The sequence below is a fragment of the Muricoccus pecuniae genome (assembly GCF_014199205.1).
Classification (GTDB): domain Bacteria; phylum Pseudomonadota; class Alphaproteobacteria; order Acetobacterales; family Acetobacteraceae; genus Roseomonas; species Roseomonas pecuniae.
In genome coordinates, this window is record NZ_JACIJD010000009.1 from 54,802 (window position 1) to 72,350 (window position 17,549).

17 protein-coding genes are annotated in these 17,549 nt (G+C 71.4%); 10 read left to right on the forward strand and 7 right to left on the reverse strand.

Annotated elements, in window-relative coordinates; translation table 11 throughout:
• The first annotated feature begins 90 nt into the window (after positions 1-90).
• Positions 91-1,200: a calcium:proton antiporter gene (locus FHS87_RS11070; RefSeq protein ID WP_184517853.1), complete on the forward strand. Its 1,110-nt coding sequence runs from the start codon at positions 91-93 to the stop codon at positions 1,198-1,200.
• Positions 1,201-1,348: 148 nt separating this feature from the next.
• Here FHS87_RS11070 and FHS87_RS11075 read toward each other — a convergent pair whose 3' ends face one another.
• The gene (locus tag FHS87_RS11075) at positions 1,349-1,903 is read right to left on the reverse strand and encodes a hypothetical protein (protein WP_184517856.1); all 555 of its coding nucleotides are present in this window, start codon (positions 1,901-1,903) and stop codon (positions 1,349-1,351) included.
• 125 nt (positions 1,904-2,028) lie between these two features.
• Between FHS87_RS11075 and gshB the strand changes: the two genes are divergently transcribed.
• The gene (gshB, locus tag FHS87_RS11080) at positions 2,029-2,976 is read left to right on the forward strand and encodes a glutathione synthase (protein ID WP_184517858.1); all 948 of its coding nucleotides are present in this window, start codon (positions 2,029-2,031) and stop codon (positions 2,974-2,976) included.
• Positions 2,977-2,986: 10 nt separating this feature from the next.
• Positions 2,987-4,789: a CocE/NonD family hydrolase gene (locus FHS87_RS11085; RefSeq protein ID WP_312861965.1), complete on the forward strand. Its 1,803-nt coding sequence runs from the start codon at positions 2,987-2,989 to the stop codon at positions 4,787-4,789.
• Between the two features lie 21 nt (positions 4,790-4,810).
• On the opposite strand, the gene dnaJ is transcribed toward FHS87_RS11085, so the two are convergent.
• The 3 genes from dnaJ to FHS87_RS11100 all read right to left on the reverse strand — a co-directional run bounded on the left by dnaJ (position 4,811) and on the right by FHS87_RS11100 (position 8,799).
• Positions 4,811-5,959, reverse strand: a complete 1,149-nt coding sequence (gene dnaJ, locus FHS87_RS11090) for a molecular chaperone DnaJ (protein WP_184518254.1) — start codon at positions 5,957-5,959, stop codon at positions 4,811-4,813.
• A 125-nt stretch (positions 5,960-6,084) separates the two neighbouring features.
• Positions 6,085-8,028 carry a molecular chaperone DnaK gene (dnaK, locus tag FHS87_RS11095; protein WP_184517860.1) on the reverse strand — a complete coding sequence of 648 codons (1,944 nt, stop codon included), beginning with the start codon at positions 8,026-8,028 and terminating at the stop codon, positions 6,085-6,087.
• A gap of 198 nt (positions 8,029-8,226) precedes the next feature.
• Entirely contained in the window at positions 8,227-8,799 is a 573-nt protein-coding gene (locus FHS87_RS11100; RefSeq protein ID WP_184517862.1) for a nucleotide exchange factor GrpE, read from the reverse strand.
• A gap of 118 nt (positions 8,800-8,917) precedes the next feature.
• On the opposite strand from FHS87_RS11100, the gene FHS87_RS11105 reads away from it, so the two are divergent.
• The 5 genes from FHS87_RS11105 (at position 8,918) to rho (ending at position 14,097) form a co-directional block, all read left to right on the forward strand.
• A complete protein-coding gene (locus FHS87_RS11105; RefSeq protein ID WP_184517864.1) occupies positions 8,918-10,195 on the forward strand; it encodes a multidrug effflux MFS transporter in 1,278 nt (425 codons plus the stop codon).
• Between the two features lie 81 nt (positions 10,196-10,276).
• Positions 10,277-11,440 carry a ferrochelatase gene (gene hemH, locus FHS87_RS11110; RefSeq protein WP_184517866.1) on the forward strand — a complete coding sequence of 388 codons (1,164 nt, stop codon included), beginning with the start codon at positions 10,277-10,279 and terminating at the stop codon, positions 11,438-11,440.
• On the forward strand, positions 11,440-12,114 hold the full coding sequence (locus tag FHS87_RS11115; RefSeq protein ID WP_184517868.1) for an HAD family hydrolase: 675 nt from the start codon (positions 11,440-11,442) through the stop codon (positions 12,112-12,114). Before hemH ends, FHS87_RS11115 begins: the two co-directional genes overlap by 1 nt.
• A complete protein-coding gene (gene hemJ / locus FHS87_RS11120; RefSeq protein ID WP_184517870.1) occupies positions 12,111-12,563 on the forward strand; it encodes a protoporphyrinogen oxidase HemJ in 453 nt (150 codons plus the stop codon). Before FHS87_RS11115 ends, hemJ begins: the two co-directional genes overlap by 4 nt.
• Before the next feature lie 250 nt (positions 12,564-12,813).
• Positions 12,814-14,097 carry a transcription termination factor Rho gene (rho, locus tag FHS87_RS11125; protein ID WP_184517872.1) on the forward strand — a complete coding sequence of 428 codons (1,284 nt, stop codon included), beginning with the start codon at positions 12,814-12,816 and terminating at the stop codon, positions 14,095-14,097.
• Between the two features lie 107 nt (positions 14,098-14,204).
• Here the strand turns inward: rho and FHS87_RS11130 are convergent, their stop codons facing one another.
• A complete protein-coding gene (locus FHS87_RS11130) occupies positions 14,205-14,462 on the reverse strand; it encodes a hypothetical protein (RefSeq protein WP_184517874.1) in 258 nt (85 codons plus the stop codon).
• Between the two features lie 186 nt (positions 14,463-14,648).
• Between FHS87_RS11130 and FHS87_RS11135 the strand changes: the two genes are divergently transcribed.
• Complete coding sequence (locus FHS87_RS11135; protein ID WP_312861966.1) at positions 14,649-15,419, forward strand: GNAT family N-acetyltransferase; 771 nt, start codon at positions 14,649-14,651, stop codon at positions 15,417-15,419.
• Between the two features lie 60 nt (positions 15,420-15,479).
• On the opposite strand, the gene FHS87_RS11140 is transcribed toward FHS87_RS11135, so the two are convergent.
• Positions 15,480-16,454: a quinone oxidoreductase family protein gene (locus FHS87_RS11140; protein ID WP_184517877.1), complete on the reverse strand. Its 975-nt coding sequence runs from the start codon at positions 16,452-16,454 to the stop codon at positions 15,480-15,482.
• 10 nt (positions 16,455-16,464) lie between these two features.
• A complete protein-coding gene (locus tag FHS87_RS11145; RefSeq protein ID WP_184517880.1) occupies positions 16,465-17,001 on the reverse strand; it encodes a methylated-DNA--[protein]-cysteine S-methyltransferase in 537 nt (178 codons plus the stop codon).
• A 163-nt stretch (positions 17,002-17,164) separates the two neighbouring features.
• Between FHS87_RS11145 and FHS87_RS11150 the strand changes: the two genes are divergently transcribed.
• A complete protein-coding gene (locus tag FHS87_RS11150) occupies positions 17,165-17,548 on the forward strand; it encodes a (2Fe-2S) ferredoxin domain-containing protein (RefSeq protein WP_246418325.1) in 384 nt (127 codons plus the stop codon).
• Position 17,549: the final 1 nt, after the last annotated feature.

Below are 17,549 nucleotides of genomic sequence, written 5' to 3' on the forward strand. Positions count from 1 at the left end.
GCATAGCCCATGCGGGCCGCCGCGTCAGGGCGCGCATCCATCCCGGCCCCCGGGCGCTGAAGGGGGAAACGCTGGGACGAAAAAACCTCCATGTCATCGATCCATCACCACCCCCTTCGCTGGGACGGCTGGGTTCCCTCCGTCCTCGGCCTGATCGGCGCGGTGGCGGTCGGCCTCTCCGCCACGGGCTGGGTGGCCCTGCCGGTCTTCGCCCTGCTGCTGCTGGCCGTCCGGGCGGCGGTGCACCACGCGGAGACGGTCGCGGCGCGGGTGGGGGAACCCTTCGGGACCCTCGTGCTGGCGCTCGCGGTCACGGTGATCGAGGTGGCGCTGGTCGCCTCCGTGATGGTCACGGCCGACCCGCCGAAGCCGACCCTGGTGCGGGACACGATCCACGCGGTGGTGATGCTGGTCGCCGCGGGGCTGACGGGGCTCTGCATCGTGCTGGCCGCGCTCCGCCACCGCGAGCCCGGCTTCAACGCGGACGGGGCAACGGCGCTCCTCTCGGTGGTGGCGGCCATGGGGACGCTCGTGCTCGTCCTGCCCAACCACGTCCGGGCCGCGCCGGGCGGGGAGTACGCGCCGGTGCAGGTGGCGGTGGTCGCGGGGCTCTGCCTGGCACTGTGGCTCGTCTTCGTCCTGGTGCAGACCGTGCTGCACCGGACCTATTTCGTGCCCGCGGACGACCGGGCCCTGATCGAGGGCACGGGGGAGGCGCTGGAGGCGCTCGACATCCGGCCGAGCGGGCGGGAGGCGGGGCTCGCGGGCGGGCTGCTGCTGCTCGCCCTCGTCGCCGTGGTGCTGCTGGCCAAGACCGTGGCCCCCGCCATCGGGCAGACCGTGGCCGCGGCCGGCCTGCCGGTGAGCGTGGAGGGGGTGATCGTCGCCGCCATCGTGCTGATGCCCGAGACCGCCACCGCGCTCCGCGCCGCCATGGCGGACCGGCTGCAGGCGAGCCTCAACCTCGCCCTGGGCAGCGCCATCGCGACCATCGGCCTCTCCGTGCCGATCCTGGCCGGGCTGGCCGCTTGGCTGGGGCAGCCGCTCGACCTCGGCATCCCGCCGGCCGACACCGTGCTGCTCGTGCTGACCTTCGTGACGGGGATGCTCGCCCTGTCCGGGCGCATCACGAACCTGCTCCAGGGCTGCGTGCTGCTGGTGGTCTTCGCGGCCTGGCTGCTCGTGGTGCTCGTGCCGTGATGCGGCCGCAGGCCTGCGCGGTGTTCCGTCCTCTCCCGAGTAGGGCGCGCGGCCTGGTCACGCATCGATCCGAAGTATGCGGGACGTCGTGCGCGATGCCTCGGCTGGGAATGCTGGTCCCGCGGCTCTGCTAGGTGCCCCGAACCTCTCAGCGCGACAGGACGAAAACGCGCTGCCGACGCGCGCCCGGCTCGGAAACCGCGCACCGCGCTGTTCCTTCCCGGCGGCACGCGCGGATGCGCTCGGCAAGGCCTTCGAGTTCCGTGAACGGCACGAAATCGGCGTTCTCAGGACAGTTGCCCCCGAGATCCTGCCGAGGCCGCGTGACCTCGAGACCATCCCTGAGACTGAGCGTGCTGGCACTGATGTTGATGCATCGCGGAACGACCCTGCCGGGAGTCAGAAGCTGGTAGGTTGCGAGGACGGGGTAGCGGACCCAGAGCGACGTCATGGCGCCGATCAGCCCGACCCCTGACCGAGGCATGGGGCTGATCTCCGCGGCACCCTTGCCGGAGGCTTCGTAATCGAGCGCGAGATGGTACGCGATCAACATCCTGTAGTCCGGCGGGAAGGCGGGCGGCGTGGATTGGCAGGCGGTCAGCGCGAGCGCCAGGGTCACGACAGGCAGCACCGCCTTGCGACGATGCGCTGCGCGTCCGGCGCGGCTCGGCGGAGAATCGGCTGCTGGATGGTGCGTCGGCATGGTGCAGTTTTCGCCTGCGAAACGGGAACCGGCAAGAAGCCGTGTCTGACCGGCCCGATCACCCCCTGGCATTGGAGCTTAAGGAATGCCACCAAAGCCCCGGACGCGATCACGGATGGACGGCCATGGCGAAGACCCTGCGGGTGGCGGTGCAGATGGACCCGATGGAGAGCATCGGGATCGAGGGGGACAGCACCTTCGCCCTCATGCTGGAGGCGCAGGCGCGGGGCCACGCGCTGTGGCACTACCACGTGCGCGACCTCGCGCTGCACGGCGGGCGGGTGACGGCCTGGGCGCATCCGGTGGAGGTGCGGCGGGTGAAGGGGGACCACTTCACCTTCGGCGAGCGGGTGGAGCTGGACCTCGGCCGCGACGCCGACGTGGTGCTGATGCGCCAGGACCCGCCCTTCGACATGGCCTACATCACGGCCACCCACATCCTGGAGCACATCCATCCCCGGACGCTGGTGGTGAACGACCCCGCCAGCGTGCGGAACGCGCCGGAGAAGCTCTTCGTCACCCACTTCCCCGACCTCATGCCCGAGACGCTGGTGACGGCCGACCGGACGATGATCATGCGCTTCCGCGAGAAGCACGGCGACATCATCGTCAAGCCGCTCTTCGGCAATGGCGGCGCGGGCGTGTTCCACCTGCGCCCCGACGATTCCAACCTCAACTCGCTGATCGAGATGTTCACCGAGCGCTCGCGCGAACCGCTGGTGATCCAGAAATACGTGCCCGCCGTGCGGCAGGGCGACAAGCGTATCATCCTCGTGGACGGCGAGGCGATGGGCGCGATCAACCGCGTGCCGGCCGAGGGCGAGGCGCGGTCCAACATGCATGTCGGCGGGGTGGCGGTGCAGACCACGCTGACGGACCGCGAGCGCGAGATCTGCGCCGCCATCGGGCCGGAGCTGAAGAAGCGCGGCATGATCTTCGTCGGCATCGACGTGATCGGCGGCTACCTCACCGAGATTAACGTCACCTCCCCCACCGGCCTGCAGGAGGTGGCGCGCTTCGACGGCGTGCACCTGGAGAAGGCGATCTGGGACGCGATCGAGGCCAAGCGGTAAGGCGCGCGGCGTGTCGGACGGGGATCTGAAGGGCGGCGCCTGGCGGGTTGCGCCGTCGCAGTACGCGGCCGGCCGCGAGGTGCCCTTCGCGCTGCCCGCGCGACCCCTCTCGCGCTACCTGGCGATGCGGGACGGCTGCCGCATCGCGCTCGATACCTGGCTGCCCGAGGGCGCCACCGGCCCCGTGCCGGCGGTGCTGATCCTCACCCCCTATTACCGCCGCTTCGCCGTGGCGCCGGGCAGCGAGGCGGACGCCATCCCGAATGCGGGCAAGTTCATCCGCTACCTCGTCCCGCGCGGCTATGCCGTGGTGGTGGTGGACGTGCGCGGCACCGGCGCCAGCTTCGGCACGCGCGACAGCTTCCGCTCGCCGAGGGAGCGCGAGGACAGCCGGGAGATCACCGACTGGATCGTGGCGCAGGAATGGTCCGACGGGCGCGTGGGCGCGACGGGCATCTCCTATCCCGGCGCGGCCTCGGACTTCCTCGCCAGCACGGGGCACCCGGCGGTGCGCGCCATCGCGCCGCTCTTCGCCGTCTGGGACACCTACGCGGACAACTACTATCCCGGGGGCATCCTGCTGAAGGAGCTGGCGCGCAGCTACGACGCGCTGATGGTCGCCATGGACCACGACCGGCGCGACCTGCTGAAGAACTACGTCTACTACGCGCATCCCGACCTGCGCGGCCCGCATCCCGTGGACGAGGACCCCGATGGCGCGCTGCTGGCGGAGGCCATCCGCGAGCATCTCGGCAACTTCCGCCAGCCCGACTTCATGGGCGAGTTCCGCTTCCGCGAGGAGGCGCTGCCCTACGACCCCTCCTTCTCCTCCGCCTCCTTCAGCCCCTACTCCGTCAGCCCCGGCATCCGGCCCGACGTGGCGGTGCTTGCCTGCTCCGGCTGGATGGACGGGGCGGGATACGCGAACGGGGCGATCTCGCGCTTCCTCACCCTGCGCGACAATCCCGTCCACCTCCTGCTCGGCCCCTGGGACCACGGGGCCCGCTGCAACGTCTCGCCCTGGCGCGGCGGGGTGACGCCGGATTTCGACCTGCTCGGCGCGCTGCTGCGCTTCCTCGACGAGTACCTGATGGGCCGCGACACGGGGCTGCGCGACGAGGCCCGGGTGCACTTCTTCGCCCTGCACGCCGAGGAATGGCGCGCGGCGAGGTCCTGGCCCCCGGTGGAAGCGACGGAGCGCCTGTTCCTCGGCGCGGAGGGCGCCCTGTCGGCCGATGCCTCGCGGGCCGGCGGGGCGGAGACGCGCGCCGACTTCGCCGCGGGCACGGGTCACGGCACGCGCTACGAGCGCATCGCCGGCATCAACAGCACGACCTATTACGCCGACTGGGCGGAGCGCTCCGCCGCCATGCTCTCCTGGACCTCCGAGCCGCTGGCCGAGGCGCGGGAGATGACGGGGCACGCGGTCGCGGAACTGCTGCTCGCCTCCAGCGAGCCGGACGCGGCGATCTTCGTCTATCTCTCGGAGATCGAGGCCGACGGCACGCCCCGCTACGTCACGGAGGGGCTGCTGCGCGCGCTCCACCGGAAGGAGAGCCCGGCGCCGGAGACCTATCGCACCACCTGGACCTTCCGCTCCTTCCGGCGGGAGGACGCGGCGCCGATGGTGCCGGGGGAGGCCGTGCGCATCCGCATCCCGCTGCTGCCCACCGCCTGGCGCTTCGCGGCGGGCAGCCGCATCCGGCTCTCCGTCGCGGGTGCGGATGCCGACCACTGCGTGCAGGTGCCGCACGGGCGGCCGCCCGTGCTGACGGTCCTGCCGGGGTCCGTGGTGGAACTGCCGCTGGCCTGAGGATGGATGCCGGGGCGGCCGCTACCGCCCCAGCCCCTCCCAGAACTCCTTCACGCGGGAGAAGAAGCCCTCGCTCTCCGGGCTGGTCCTGCTGTTCGCCTCCGCCTCGGCCTCGAACTGCTCCAGCAGCTCGCGCTGCTTCGCGGTGAGGTTCTGCGGCGTCTCGACGGAGACCTGGACATACATGTCCCCCCGCGCGGCCGAGCGCAGCACGGAGAAGCCCTTGCTGCGCAGGCGGAACTGGTCGCCCGCCTGGGTGCCCGTGGGGATGGAGACGCGGGCGCGGCCGCCATCGATGCTCGGCACCTCCACCGTGCCGCCGAGCGCGGCCTGGGTCATGCGGAGCGGCACGCGGATGAAGATGTTGTTCCCCTCCCGCTGGAAGATCGGGTGAGGACGGATGCCGACATCGACGTAGAGGTCGCCCGCCGGCGCCCCGCGCAGCCCTGCCTCGCCCTCGCCGGCCAGGCGGATCCGCGTGCCCTCCTCGACGCCCGCGGGGATCGTCACGGCCAGGTTGCGGTCGCGCTGCACGCGCCCCGCGCCGTTGCACACCTTGCACGGGTTCTTGATGATCCGCCCGGCCCCGTTGCAGGTGGGGCAGGTGCGCTCCACCAGGAAGAAGCCGGACTGGGCGCGCACCTTGCCCGCGCCCTTGCAGGTGCCGCAGGTGTCGGTCTGCGCCGTGCCGCCTTCCGCGCCGCTGCCGGAGCAGTGGTCGCAGGTGACGGAGGAGGGGACGCGGATCGTCGTCTTCGTGCCGGCGAAGGCCTCCTCGAGGCTGATCGTCACCTCGGTGCGGAGATCGGAGCCGCGGCCGCTGGGCTGGGCCCCGCCCCGGCCGGCGCGACCGCCGAAGTTCCCGAACATCTGCTCGAAGATGTCCTCGAAGCCGCCGCCAGCGAAGCCGCCGCCGAAGGGGTTGCCGCCGCCGCCCCCGCCACCCTCGAAGGCGGCATGGCCGTAGCGGTCATAGGCGGCCCGCTTCTCGGCGTCCTTCAGGACGTCGTAGGCCTCGTTGCATTCCTTGAACTTCGCCTCGGCCGCCTTGTCCCCGGGATTGCGGTCGGGGTGGTGCTGCATGGCGAGCTTGCGGAACGCCTTCTTCAGCGCGTCCTCGTTCGCGTCCCTCGGGACGCCCAGCACCTCGTAATAGTCACGCTTGGCCATCTTGGTTCCCATGCGGGGCGCATCCGCGCCCTGAGGGGTTGCATCGAAGGGGTGTGCCGCAAAGAGAAGGCGCCCGGCCCGCTCTTCGCGATGCCGGGCGCCTTGTTCCCTTTACTGCAAGGCGATCAGCCCTGCTTCTTCTTCGAGGGGTCGACATCCTCGAACTCGGCGTCGACCACCTTGCTGCCACCCGGCCCGGCGCCCGGGCCGGCGCCGGGGTTGGACCCGGCCTCGCCCTCGGGGCCCGCCTTCGCCGCAGCCTCGGCCTGCGCCTTGTAGAGCGCCTCGCCGATCTTCATGGAGGCGGTGGAGAGACGCTCCCCGGCCGCCTTCATGGCCTCGGCATCCTCGCCCTCCAGCGCGGAGCGCGCGGCGGAGAGAGCGGCCTCGACCTCGCCCCTCTCGGCATCGGCGAGCTTGTCGCCGTTGTCCTTCAGGGCCTTGTCGGTGGAGTGGACGAGCGCCTCGAGGTTGTTCTTCGCCTCGACGCCCTCGCGGCGGCGCTTGTCGGCCTCGGCATTCGCCTCGGCGTCGCGCACCATCCGCTCGATATCGGCGTCGGACAGGCCGGAGCGGGCCTGGATCTTGATCTGCTGCTCCTTGCCCGTCGCCTTGTCCTTCGCGCTCACGGAGACGATGCCGTTCGCGTCGATGTCGAAGGTGACCTCGATCTGCGGCACGCCGCGCGGCGCGGGCGGGATGCCCTGCAGGTCGAAGTTGCCGAGCAGCTTGTTGTCCGCCGCCATCTCCCGCTCGCCCTGGAAGACCTTGATCGTCACGGCCGTCTGGTTGTCGTCAGCGGTCGAGAAGGTCTGGGACTTCTTGGTCGGGATGGTGGTGTTGCGGTCGATCAGCCGGGTGAACACGCCGCCCAGCGTCTCGATGCCGAGGGAGAGCGGCGTCACGTCGAGCAGCAGGACGTCCTTCACCTCGCCCTTGAGCACCGCGCCCTGGATGGCGGCGCCGATGGCGACGACCTCGTCCGGGTTCACGTTGCGGGCGGGCTCGCGGCCGAAGAACTGCTTCACCGCCTCGATGACGCGGGGCATGCGGGTCATGCCGCCGACCAGGATCACCTCGTCGATCTCGCCGGCGGTGAGGCCGGCATCCTTCAGGGCCGCGCGGCAGGGCTCGAGCGTGCGCTGCACGAGGTCATCGACCAGCGCCTCCAGCTTCGCGCGCGTCAGCTGCAGCACGAGGTGCTTCGGCCCGCTGGCGTCGGCGGTGATGAAGGGCAGGTTGATCTCGGTCTGCTTGGCCGAGGACAGCTCGATCTTCGCCTTTTCGGCGGCCTCCTTGAGGCGCTGCAGGGCGAGCTTGTCGCTGCGGAGGTCGATGCCGTTCTCGCGCTTGAACTCGTCCGCGAGGTAGTCGATCACCCGCTGGTCGAAGTCCTCGCCGCCGAGGAAGGTGTCGCCGTTGGTGGACTTCACCTCGAAGACGCCGTCGCCGATCTCGAGCACGGAGACGTCGAAGGTGCCGCCGCCGAGGTCGTAGACCGCGATGGTGCCGCCGTTCTTCTTGTCCATGCCGTAGGCGAGGGCTGCCGCCGTCGGCTCGTTGATGATGCGCAGCACCTCGAGGCCCGCGATCTTGCCGGCCTCCTTGGTGGCCTGGCGCTGGGCGTCGTTGAAGTAGGCGGGGACGGTGATGACGGCCTGCGTCACCTTGTCGCCGAGATAGGCCTCGGCCGTCTCCTTCATCTTGCCGAGGACGTAGGCGGAGATCTGCTGCGGCGCCTGCTTCTGCCCGCCGGCCTCGACCCAGGCGTCGCCGTTGTCGGCGCGCGCGATCTTGTAGGGGACGAGCGAAACGTCCTTCTGCACCATCGGGTCGTCGAAGCGGCGGCCGATCAGGCGCTTGACGGCGTAGAGCGTGTCGGTCGGGTTGGTCACCGCCTGGCGCTTCGCGGCCTGGCCGACGAGGCGCTCGCCGTTCTTGGCGAAGGCGACCATGGAGGGGGTGGTCCGGGCGCCCTCGGCGTTCTCGATGACCTTGGTGTCGCCGCTTTCCATGATGGCGACGCAGGAATTGGTGGTGCCGAGGTCGATACCGATGACCTTGCTCATCCGTTAGCTCCTTCTAGCGGCGGCCGGGGCACGGCCCGTGATCAGGCACCGTGCGCGGCCCCATTGTTCAGTCGGATGGGGATTGGGGGACGGGGCTCGCCCGTCGGTTCCCGATGTATTCAGGGGCGGGCGGCGCGACAAGACCCTGCCCGCCCTGAATCCAACGCAGCCTGGCTGCGGGGCCTCAATAGCCGGTTTTCAGCCCGCCTTGCCCGCCACCACCACCATGGCCGGCTTCAGCAGCCGCCCGTTGATGGTCCAGGCCGGGGTCCAGGCCGTGATGACGGTGCCGGGCTCCACGCCCTCGGGGGCCGGCTGCTCGGCCATCGCCTGGTGCAGCTCGGGGTCGAAGGCCTTGCCCTTGGGGTCCTCGGCCTTCACGCCGTGGCGCTCCAGCATGGCGAGGAAGGCGCGCTCCACCCCCTCGAAGCCGCCGCGCAGCTTGGCGACGGGGCTCTCCTCGCCCTCGGGGGTGGCGGGCAGGGCGTCGAGGCCGCGGCGGAGGTTCTCGGCCGTGTCCGCCACGTCGCGGGCGAACTTCGTCACGGCGTAGTTCCGGGCATCCTCCAGCTCGCGCTTGTGGCGGTTGCGGAGGTTCTGCATCTCGGCCTCGGCCCGCAGCCACTTGTCCCGCATCTCGGCGAGCTGGGCGGCGAGGTCGTCCGCCGGGGCGAGGGTGTCGGCGCCGGGGGTGGGGGCGTCCGGCACGGTGCCGGCCCCGGGCTGCGCCTCGGCGTCGGACGGCTTGTTGGAATTGGGGCTGTCGCTCATTCGGCTGGTTCTGATCTTTCCTTGCCCCCGGTCAGGGGCCTTCGCGCTTCACCTAGGCGGCAGGGGGCGGCGGGGCAAGCAGGGGAGGGCCGCCGGGCGCGTTGCGCCGCAGCATCGCATGGTCTCCCATGGGGGCCATGCCAGCCCGCCCCGCCTTCCCGACGCGCCGTTCCCCCTTGCCAAGCCGGCGCGCGTGAGCGGGGAGGCGCCGCGGCCGGCCGTGCCGCTCCTGCTGTTGGCGCTGATCACCTTCAGCGGCACGGTCGGCATGTACCTCTTCGTGCCCGCCCTCCCCGAGGCCGGGGCGGCGCTGGGCGCCACCACGGGGGCGATGCAGCTCACGGTCAGCCTCTACGTCCTCGGACTGGCGCTCGGGCAGCCGGTCTACGGGCCGCTGTCGGACCGCTTCGGGCGCCGCCCGGTGCTGGTGGGGGGGCTCGTGCTCTACACCCTGGCGGGGCTGCTCGCCTGCCTCGCGCCGAGCGCGGAGGTGCTGATCCTCGCGCGGCTGTTCCAGGCACTCGGGGGCTGCGCCGGGCTGGTGCTCGGCCGCGCCATCGTGCGCGACACCTCCGAAGCGAGGCAGGCGGCCCAGCGCCTCGCCCTGCTCAACCTGATGGTCACGCTCGGGCCGGGGCTGGCGCCGGTGGTGGGAAGCGCCGTGCTGGCCCTCGCGGGCTGGCGGGTGGTGCTCCTGCTCCTCTGCCTGCTCGGGGTGGCGAACCTCTTCTTCACCTGGCGCCTCCTGCCGGAGACGGGGCTCCGGGCCGCGCCGCCCGACATGCCGACGCTGCTGCGGGACTACCTCCGGCTGCTCGGCTCGCCGGTTTTCCTCGGCTACGCGGTCTGCGGCGGCTGCATGACGACGGCCTCCTACGCCTTCTTCGGCTCCGCCTCCTTCATCTTCCGCGAGCTCGGGCGGCCGGAGCACGAGGCCGGGCTCGCCCTGGGGCTGCTCGTCATCGGCATCTCCATCGGCAACTGGCTGGCCAGCCGCCTCATCACGCGCGTGCCGATCGACCGGGTGCTCGTGCTGGCGGGGGCGCTCAGCCTCGGCTCCACCCTCCTCCTGCTCGGGGTGGTGCTGGCGGGGTGGCTGACGGTTCCCTGGGCGATGGGCTGCATGTTCGCCTTCACCCTCGCCGTGGGGGTGGGCGGGCCGCCGGCGCTGGCCCAGGCGATCAGCCTCAACCCCCGCCTGGTCGGCTCGGCCTCCGGCCTCTACGGCGCGATCCAGATGGGGGTGGGGGCGGTGTGCTCGGGGCTGGCCGGGCTCGGGCGGGACCCGGCCCTGGCGGCGGCGCTCGTGCTGGCCGGGGCGGCGGTCACGGGGCAGGTGGCGCTGCGCGTGGCGCTGCGGAGCCGGCGCCGGGCGGGCGGTGCCGGGGGGGACTGAACCGGAAAAAACGGCGGGGAAGGGCGGGCTTCACCGAACCCGCCCTTGACCCCGCCCCCCGCGATGGCATCTCGCTCCGGCATGAGCACCCGCACCGCCGACCTGCCCGCCGACCCGGCCGGGCCATCCCTGCCGACCGCGCCGGAGGGCCGGCGGAAGCTGGCCGTCGTGCTGTTCAACCTCGGCGGGCCGGACAGCCCGGAGGCGGTGCGGCCCTTCCTCGCCAACCTCTTCACCGACCCCGCCATCCTGCGCCTGCCCGGCTTCATCCGGCAGCCGCTCGGGCGCTTCATCGCCGCGCGGCGGACGAAGGAGGCCTCGGCCAACTACGCCATCCTCGGCGGCAAGTCCCCCCTGCGGGAGCTGACGGAGGAGCAGGGGAAGGCGCTGGAAACCGTCCTCTCGGCCGAGGGCGTGCAGGCCCGCTGCTTCGTGGCCATGCGCTACTGGCACCCCTTCACCGAGGAGGCGCTGCGCGACGTCATGGCCTGGGGGCCGGACGAGGTGCTGCTCCTGCCGCTCTACCCCCAGTTCAGCACGACGACGACGGGCAGCAGCCTCACCGCCTGGCACGAGGCCGCGCGCCGGGCCGGCTTCTCCGCCCCAACCACGACGCTGTGCTGCTGGCACTCGGACGAGGGCTTCGCCGAGGCCACCGCCGCCATCGTCCGCCGCGCCTGGGACGAGGCGCGGCGAGAGGTGTCGGAGGGGGTGACGCTGCGCCTGCTCTTCAGCGCCCACGGCCTGCCCGAGACGATCGTGAAGCAGGGCGACCCCTACCAGTGGCAGGTCGAGCGCAGCGTCGCCGCCGTGCTGGAAGCGCTGGCCATGCCGGGCCTCGACCACGCGCTCTGCTACCAGTCCCGCGTGACGCCGCAGAAATGGCTGGGGCCGAGCGCGGAGGAGGAGGTGGCGCGCGCGGGCGCCGAGGGCGTGGCGCTGCTCGTCTGCCCCATCGCCTTCGTCTCCGAGCATTCCGAGACACTGGTGGAGTTGGACGTGGAGTATCGCGAGCTGGCCCATGAGAAGGGCGTGCCCGCCTATTTCCGCGTGCCCGCCCAGAACTCCGACCCCGCCTTCATCCGCGCCCTCGCCGCGCTGGTGGGGGCGGCGCGGGAGGAGACGCGCGGCTCGCGCGATGCCGCGGGCGGCAAGCTCTGCTCCTTCGCCGGCGGGCGGCAGTGCCCGAAGGCGCACAAGGACTGCCCGCACGGCGCGGCCCAGCCGATCCGGGTGACGGCGTGATGCGCCCCGCCGCGGTTCTCTTCGATTGCGACGGCGTCCTGGTGGACAGCGAGGCCGTGGCGAACGGCGCCATCGCCGACGACCTGACCGAGCGCGGCTGGCCCATGTCGCTCGACGCCGCCAAGCTCGCCTTCATGGGCACGGCGCTGCCCGACATGGTCCCGCGCATCGAGAGCCATCTCGGGCAGAAGCTCCCGCCGGACTGGCCGCAGAGCATCGTGGCGCGGATCATCGCCCGCTACGACGCGGGGGTGCTGACCCTCATCCCCGGCGCGCAGGAAGCGGTGGAGGCCGTGGCGGCGGCGGGGCTGCCTATGGCGGTGGCCTCCAATTCCGGGCGCCAGGAATTGCGGAACAAGGCCGGGATCTTTCCCTTCTTCAGCCGCTTCGAGGGCCGCCTCCTCTGCTTCGAGGATGTGGAGCGGCCCAAGCCCCATCCCGACCTCTACCTCGCCGCCGCCCGCCTCTGCGGCGCCGATCCCCGCGACTGCGTGGTGATCGAGGACAGCGTGACCGGTGCCCGCGCCGGGGTGGCGGCGGGCTGCCGCGTGCTCGGCTTCGCCCATGAGACGCCGGCGGTTGACCTGCTGGAAGCGGGCGTGGCCGAGGTGTTCACCAGTCACGCCGCCCTTCCCGGGCTGCTGGGCATCGCCCCCGTGGGAGCCGCGCGGTGACGATTCCCTGGCTGGCCGGCCTCTATCCCTGGACCAAGGCCCTCCACCTCATCGCGGTGATCGCCTGGATGGCGGGCATGTTCTACCTGCCCCGGCTCTTCGTCTATCACTCCACCGTACCGGCCGGGGGCGAGGCGTCGGAGATGTTCAAGGTGATGGAGCGCCGGCTGCTGCGCGCCATCATGAACCCCGCCATGGGCGCGGCCTGGCTGCTGGGCATCACCCTGGTCCTGACGCCGGGCGTGGTCGACTGGAGCGCCGGCTGGTGGCACGGGAAGATGGCCGGCTTCCTCGGGATGAGCGCCTTCCACGGCCATCTCGCGGCCGCCCGGAAGGGGTTCGAGCGGGACGAACGGCCGCGCAGCGAGCGCTACTGGCGCATGGCGAACGAGGTGCCCACGCTGCTGCTCGTGCTGATCGTCGTCATGGTGATCGTGAAGCCGTTCTGAGCCGGCGGGCGGGGAAACCTGCCCCGCCGCCTTGATTCTCCGGCAGGTTTTACCATTTTCCGGGTTGACGCGCGGCTGACCACCCTTTTAGGGTCCCTCCCGGTGCAGCGCCCCGGTATCCGGAAGCCGCCGCTCCCCCCGTGCATCGCCATTCGGAACCCCGCCGCCCGGCGGAGGCGCTGGCCCCCTCCAGCCCGATCCAGGTTCCGCGCACCCTTCCCTTCGGCCCATGCCGATCGAGACCACCTGAATGCACCTTTCCGAACTCAAGGCCAAAGCCCCGGGCGATCTTCTCGCCTTCGCGGAGGAGGTTGGCGTGGAGAACGCCTCCTCGCTCCGCAAGCAGGACATGCTCTTCGCCATCCTCAAGCAGCTCGCCGAGAACGACCAGGCGATCTACGGGGACGGCACGCTGGAGATCCTGTCCGACGGCTTCGGCTACCTGCGCAACCCGCAGTCCAACTTCCTGCCGGGACCGGACGACATCTACGTCTCCCCCGCCCAGGTCCGCCGCTTCGCGCTGCGCACCGGCGACACGGTGGAGGGCCAGATCCGCGCGCCGAAGGACGGGGAGCGCTACTTCGCGCTGCTGAAGGTCAACACGGTGAACTTCGAGCCGCCCGAGGCCGTGCGGCACCGCGTGAACTTCGACAACCTCACCCCGCTCTACCCCACCCGCCGCCTGCGGATGGAGAACCCGGAGCTGGAGGCCGCGCCCGCCGACAAGAAGGGCCCGCTGAAGGACAACACCCACCGGGTGATCGACCTCGTCTCCCCGATCGGCATGGGCCAGCGCGCCCTGATCGTCGCGCCGCCGCGCACGGGCAAGACGGTGATGCTGCAGAACATCGCCAAGTCCATCTCGGCCAACAACCCCGAGGTCTTCCTCATGGTGCTGCTCATCGACGAGCGGCCGGAGGAGGTGACGGACATGGCGCGCACCGTGCGCGGCGAGGTGGTGGCCTCCACCTTCGACGAGCCCGCCACCCGCCACGTGCAGGTGACGGAGATGGTGCTGGAGAAGGCCAAGCGCCTGGTCGAGCACAAGCGGGACGTGGTGATCCTGCTGGACTCCATCACCCGCCTCGGCCGCGCCTACAACTCCGTCGTGCCCTCCTCGGGCAAGGTTCTGACGGGCGGCGTGGACGCGAACGCGCTCCAGCGGCCGAAGCGCTTCTTCGGCGCGGCGCGCAACATCGAGGAGGGCGGGTCGCTGACCATCATCGCGACCGCGCTGATCGACACGGGCTCGCGCATGGACGAGGTGATCTTCGAGGAGTTCAAGGGCACCGGTAACTCGGAAATCGTCCTCGACCGCAAGCTCTCGGACAAGCGCGTCTTCCCCGCGATCGACATCACCAAGTCCGGCACCCGCAAGGAGGAGGTCCTGGTGGACCGCGGCGAGCTGTCGAAGATGTGGGTGCTGCGCCGCATCCTGAACCCGATGGGCACGCAGGACGCGATGGAGTTCCTGCTGGACAAGCTGAAGTACAGCAAGACGAACCAGGACTTCTTCGACGCGATGAACACCTGAGGCGCCCATCGCCCAGGCGAGCACGAATGAGAAAGGGCCTGCCCCGTCGCCGGGGCAGGCCCTTCGTCTGTCAGGCCCCCGGGATCATCTCCCTGGAGGCCGGCCGGTCAGCGGCCGAGCTGGGACGGCGCCTGGGTGCCCGGAACGCCGGCCTGCGGGCTGGGCGGGAGCCCGGCGGAGCCCGACGGGCTGGCGGGCGAGGCGGAGGCGCCGGGAACGCCCGCGCCCTGGTCGCGCGTCACGCCGCCCGGGGCGGCCGGCGTCGGCGCCGTGGAAACGGGAGCCTGCGGGGCCGGGGACTGGGCGAGGGCGGGCCCAGCGATGAGGCCGGCGGCGAGGGCGAGGATGAGGCTGCTCTTCTTCATTAGTGATCTCCTGAACCTGTTGGTCTGCCGGTGAGCAACGCGGCCCTGTGGGGGCGGTTGCGTGGGTGGCTTCATCCGTTGTTCCCGTCCGACAGGGCGCGGGAGAGCCGCAGGGGCGCGCCGGACAGGGTGGGCCGTGCCATTCTGCCGCCTCGACGCGGTGCCGCGTCATCGGGAGCGTTGCGCGTGCTGGAATCGACCTCGGAACTGCCGGAAGGGACATCGCTGCGGGACGTGGCGCTGCTGGAGCGCGCGGCGTTGAACGCCGTGCCCGCACCCCGCGTCGCCTGGGACGGGCCCTTCGTGTTGCGCGCCTTCCTGAACGGCACGGGGCGGGCAAATGCGGCGTGCTCGCTGGACCCTTCGGCGGACGAGGATCTCGAGGCGAGGGTGGAGCGGATCGAGGCGCATTACGCCCGGCTGTCCATGCCCTGCCGCTTCCGCTCCACGCCACTCGACCCTCCTGGCCTTATCCCCCTCCTGGCGGCCCGGCACTACCGGGAGGCCGAGGGCGCGCTCGTTATGACGGGGCACCTGGATCCCGCCGAGGTGCATGCGGCGCACTGGTGCGACGGCCCCGATGCCGAATGGCTCTCGGTGCTCTCCACCGCGGAGTATCAGGGAGAGGCGAGGCGGGCCGAGAAGGAACGCGCGGTGCCGCTGCTGGCACGTCCTGCCGCCTGGCTCGTCCTGCGCGAGGGCGGGGTGGCGGCGGCCTGCGGCCATGCCGTCGCGGATGGTGTCCTGTGCGGGCTCTTCGACCTGGCGGTACGGCCGGAGTTCCGGCGCCGGGGCCTGGGCCGGCGCCTCCTCCACGCGCTTGCCGGCTGGGGCGCGGGGCAGGGGGCGTCCCGCTGCTGGCTGCAGGTGGCGCCGGGAAACGCTGCGGCGCGACAGGTCTACACAGCGGCCGGCTTCACCGAAGCCTATCGCTACCGCTACTTCCTGCAGGATTGACGAGGGCAGAGTGACCGGAAAAATTCCGGCCACTGCTGGATTGGTGTTTAGGCGGTAAAGTTACGGGATAAGCAGGCTGCTACCTGTTGTTTTTCTCGATTCCAGGTCTCTATGCGCGTCGCCCGCGTTGCGCAGTGCGTAGGTCTGGTTGACCTTGATCTTCACCTTGCCGCTGCGCACGACCGAGAACAGGTCCTCGGCCATCGCAAGCAGATCCTCCCGCTTGGCGGTGTGAGTGGCCAGCGTGGGGCGGGTGACGAAAAGGCTGCCCTTGGCGGCGAGGATGCCGAGATCCACCCCCGTCACGGGCCCGGAGGCGTTCCCATAGGAGACGAGCAGGCCGAAGGGGGCGAGGCAGTCGAGGGAGGCCGCGAAGGTGTCCCGCCCGACGCTGTCGTAGACCACGGGGAGGCGGGCGCCGCGGGTGATCTCGCTCACCCTCGCCGGCAGGTCCTCGCCCTGGAGGATGACGTGGTCGCAGCCATGGGCGCGGGCGAGCTCGGCCTTGGCCTCGTTGCCGACCGTGCCGATGACCGTCGCGCCGATCGCCTTCGCCCACTGGCAGAGGATCAACCCGACGCCGCCGGCCGCGGCGTGGACGAGGATCGTCTCCCCCGCCTGGAGCTTGTAGGTCCGCCGCAGGAGGTACTGGGCCGTCAGCCCCTGCAGCATCATGGCCGCGGCGGTCTCCGACGGGATGTCGTCCGGCAGCTTCACCAGCACCTTGGCAGGGATGGTCCGCGCCTCGGCATAGGCGCCGATCGGGCCCATGGCATAGGCCACGCGGTCCCCCGGCTTCAGGTCCTCGACGCCCTCACCCACCGCCTCGACCGTGCCGGCGGCTTCCATCCCGATCACGGCGGGAAGGGAGGGGGCCTTGTAGAGGCCGGTGCGGAAGTAGATGTCGATGAAGTTCAGGCCCACCGCGCTGTGCCGCACCAGCGCCTCGCCCGGCTTCGGGCTGGGGAGCGGCACCTCCTCCCAGACCAGCATCTCGGGGCCGCCCGGTTCGTGCAGGCGAATGGCGTGGTTCATGGGCGGTTTCCTATCGCGGTTCGGGCGCGCGCGGGGCGCGAGCCGTTCGCGGGGGAGAGGGTTGGTCGTCCAGAAGGTCGCCGCCGGCCGGATCGGCGCGGCGGGTGCGGCGCTCAAGGGCGAGGAGCCAGCGCTTGGTCGCGATGCCGCCCTCCCCCGTATAGCCGCCGATCGTGCTGCCCGCCCCGATGACGCGGTGGCAGGGGATGATGATCGGGATCGGGTTGGCGCCGTTCGCCCCGCCGACCGCGCGCGAGGCGGTGCCGAGGACCCGGGCGAGATCGGCATAGGACCGGGTCTCGCCATGCGGGATCGCGCGCAGGGCTTCCCAGACCCGGAGCCGGAAAGGACTTCCCATCGGCTTCAGGGGAAGGTCGAAATCGGTGCGGAGCCCGTCGAAGTAGTCCTGCAGCTGGTCTGCCGCGCGCCGGAGCAACGGGGTCTCCTCGCGGTCGCGGCCCTGCCCCCAGTCGAGGGCGACGATGGCGCCGTCCTCCTCTGAAACGGTGAGGGCGCCGAGGGGGGTGTGAAGAGAGGTCTGGGGCATGGCTGGGCCTGGAGCCATTCGTCGGGCGAGCCGGGCCCCGCGTCAAGCGCCTTCGCTTGGCTGCCATGCTGCCCCGCGATACAGGCGCGGCTCTCGCCTCCGGCTGGTCCCGCCTCTACATGCGCAGCGGGCCGCCCTGGGCCCGAAAGCGAGGATGCCCAGCTTGTCCGATCCCGACCGCGCCGTTTCACGTGAAACCAGGGCGGACCCCCCGCTCTGGTTCGAGGCCCATGTCTTCGGCTGCACCAACCGCCGGCCCGACGGCCACCGGCGGGGTTCCTGCGCCGCCCGGGGAAGCGAGCCACTGAGGGACTACATGAAGGCGAGGGCGAAGGAGCTGGGCCTCCAGGGCGTCCGCGTGAACAGCGCCGGCTGCCTCGACCGCTGCGAGTTCGGGCCCGTGATCGTCATCTATCCCGAAGGCGTCTGGTACCGCGCGGAGAAGCGGGAGGACATCGACGAGATCCTGACCGTTCACCTCCGCGACAAGGGGCGGGTGCGCCGGCTGATGCTGACGGAGAGGGACGTCCCGCCCCCGAAGGGTTGAT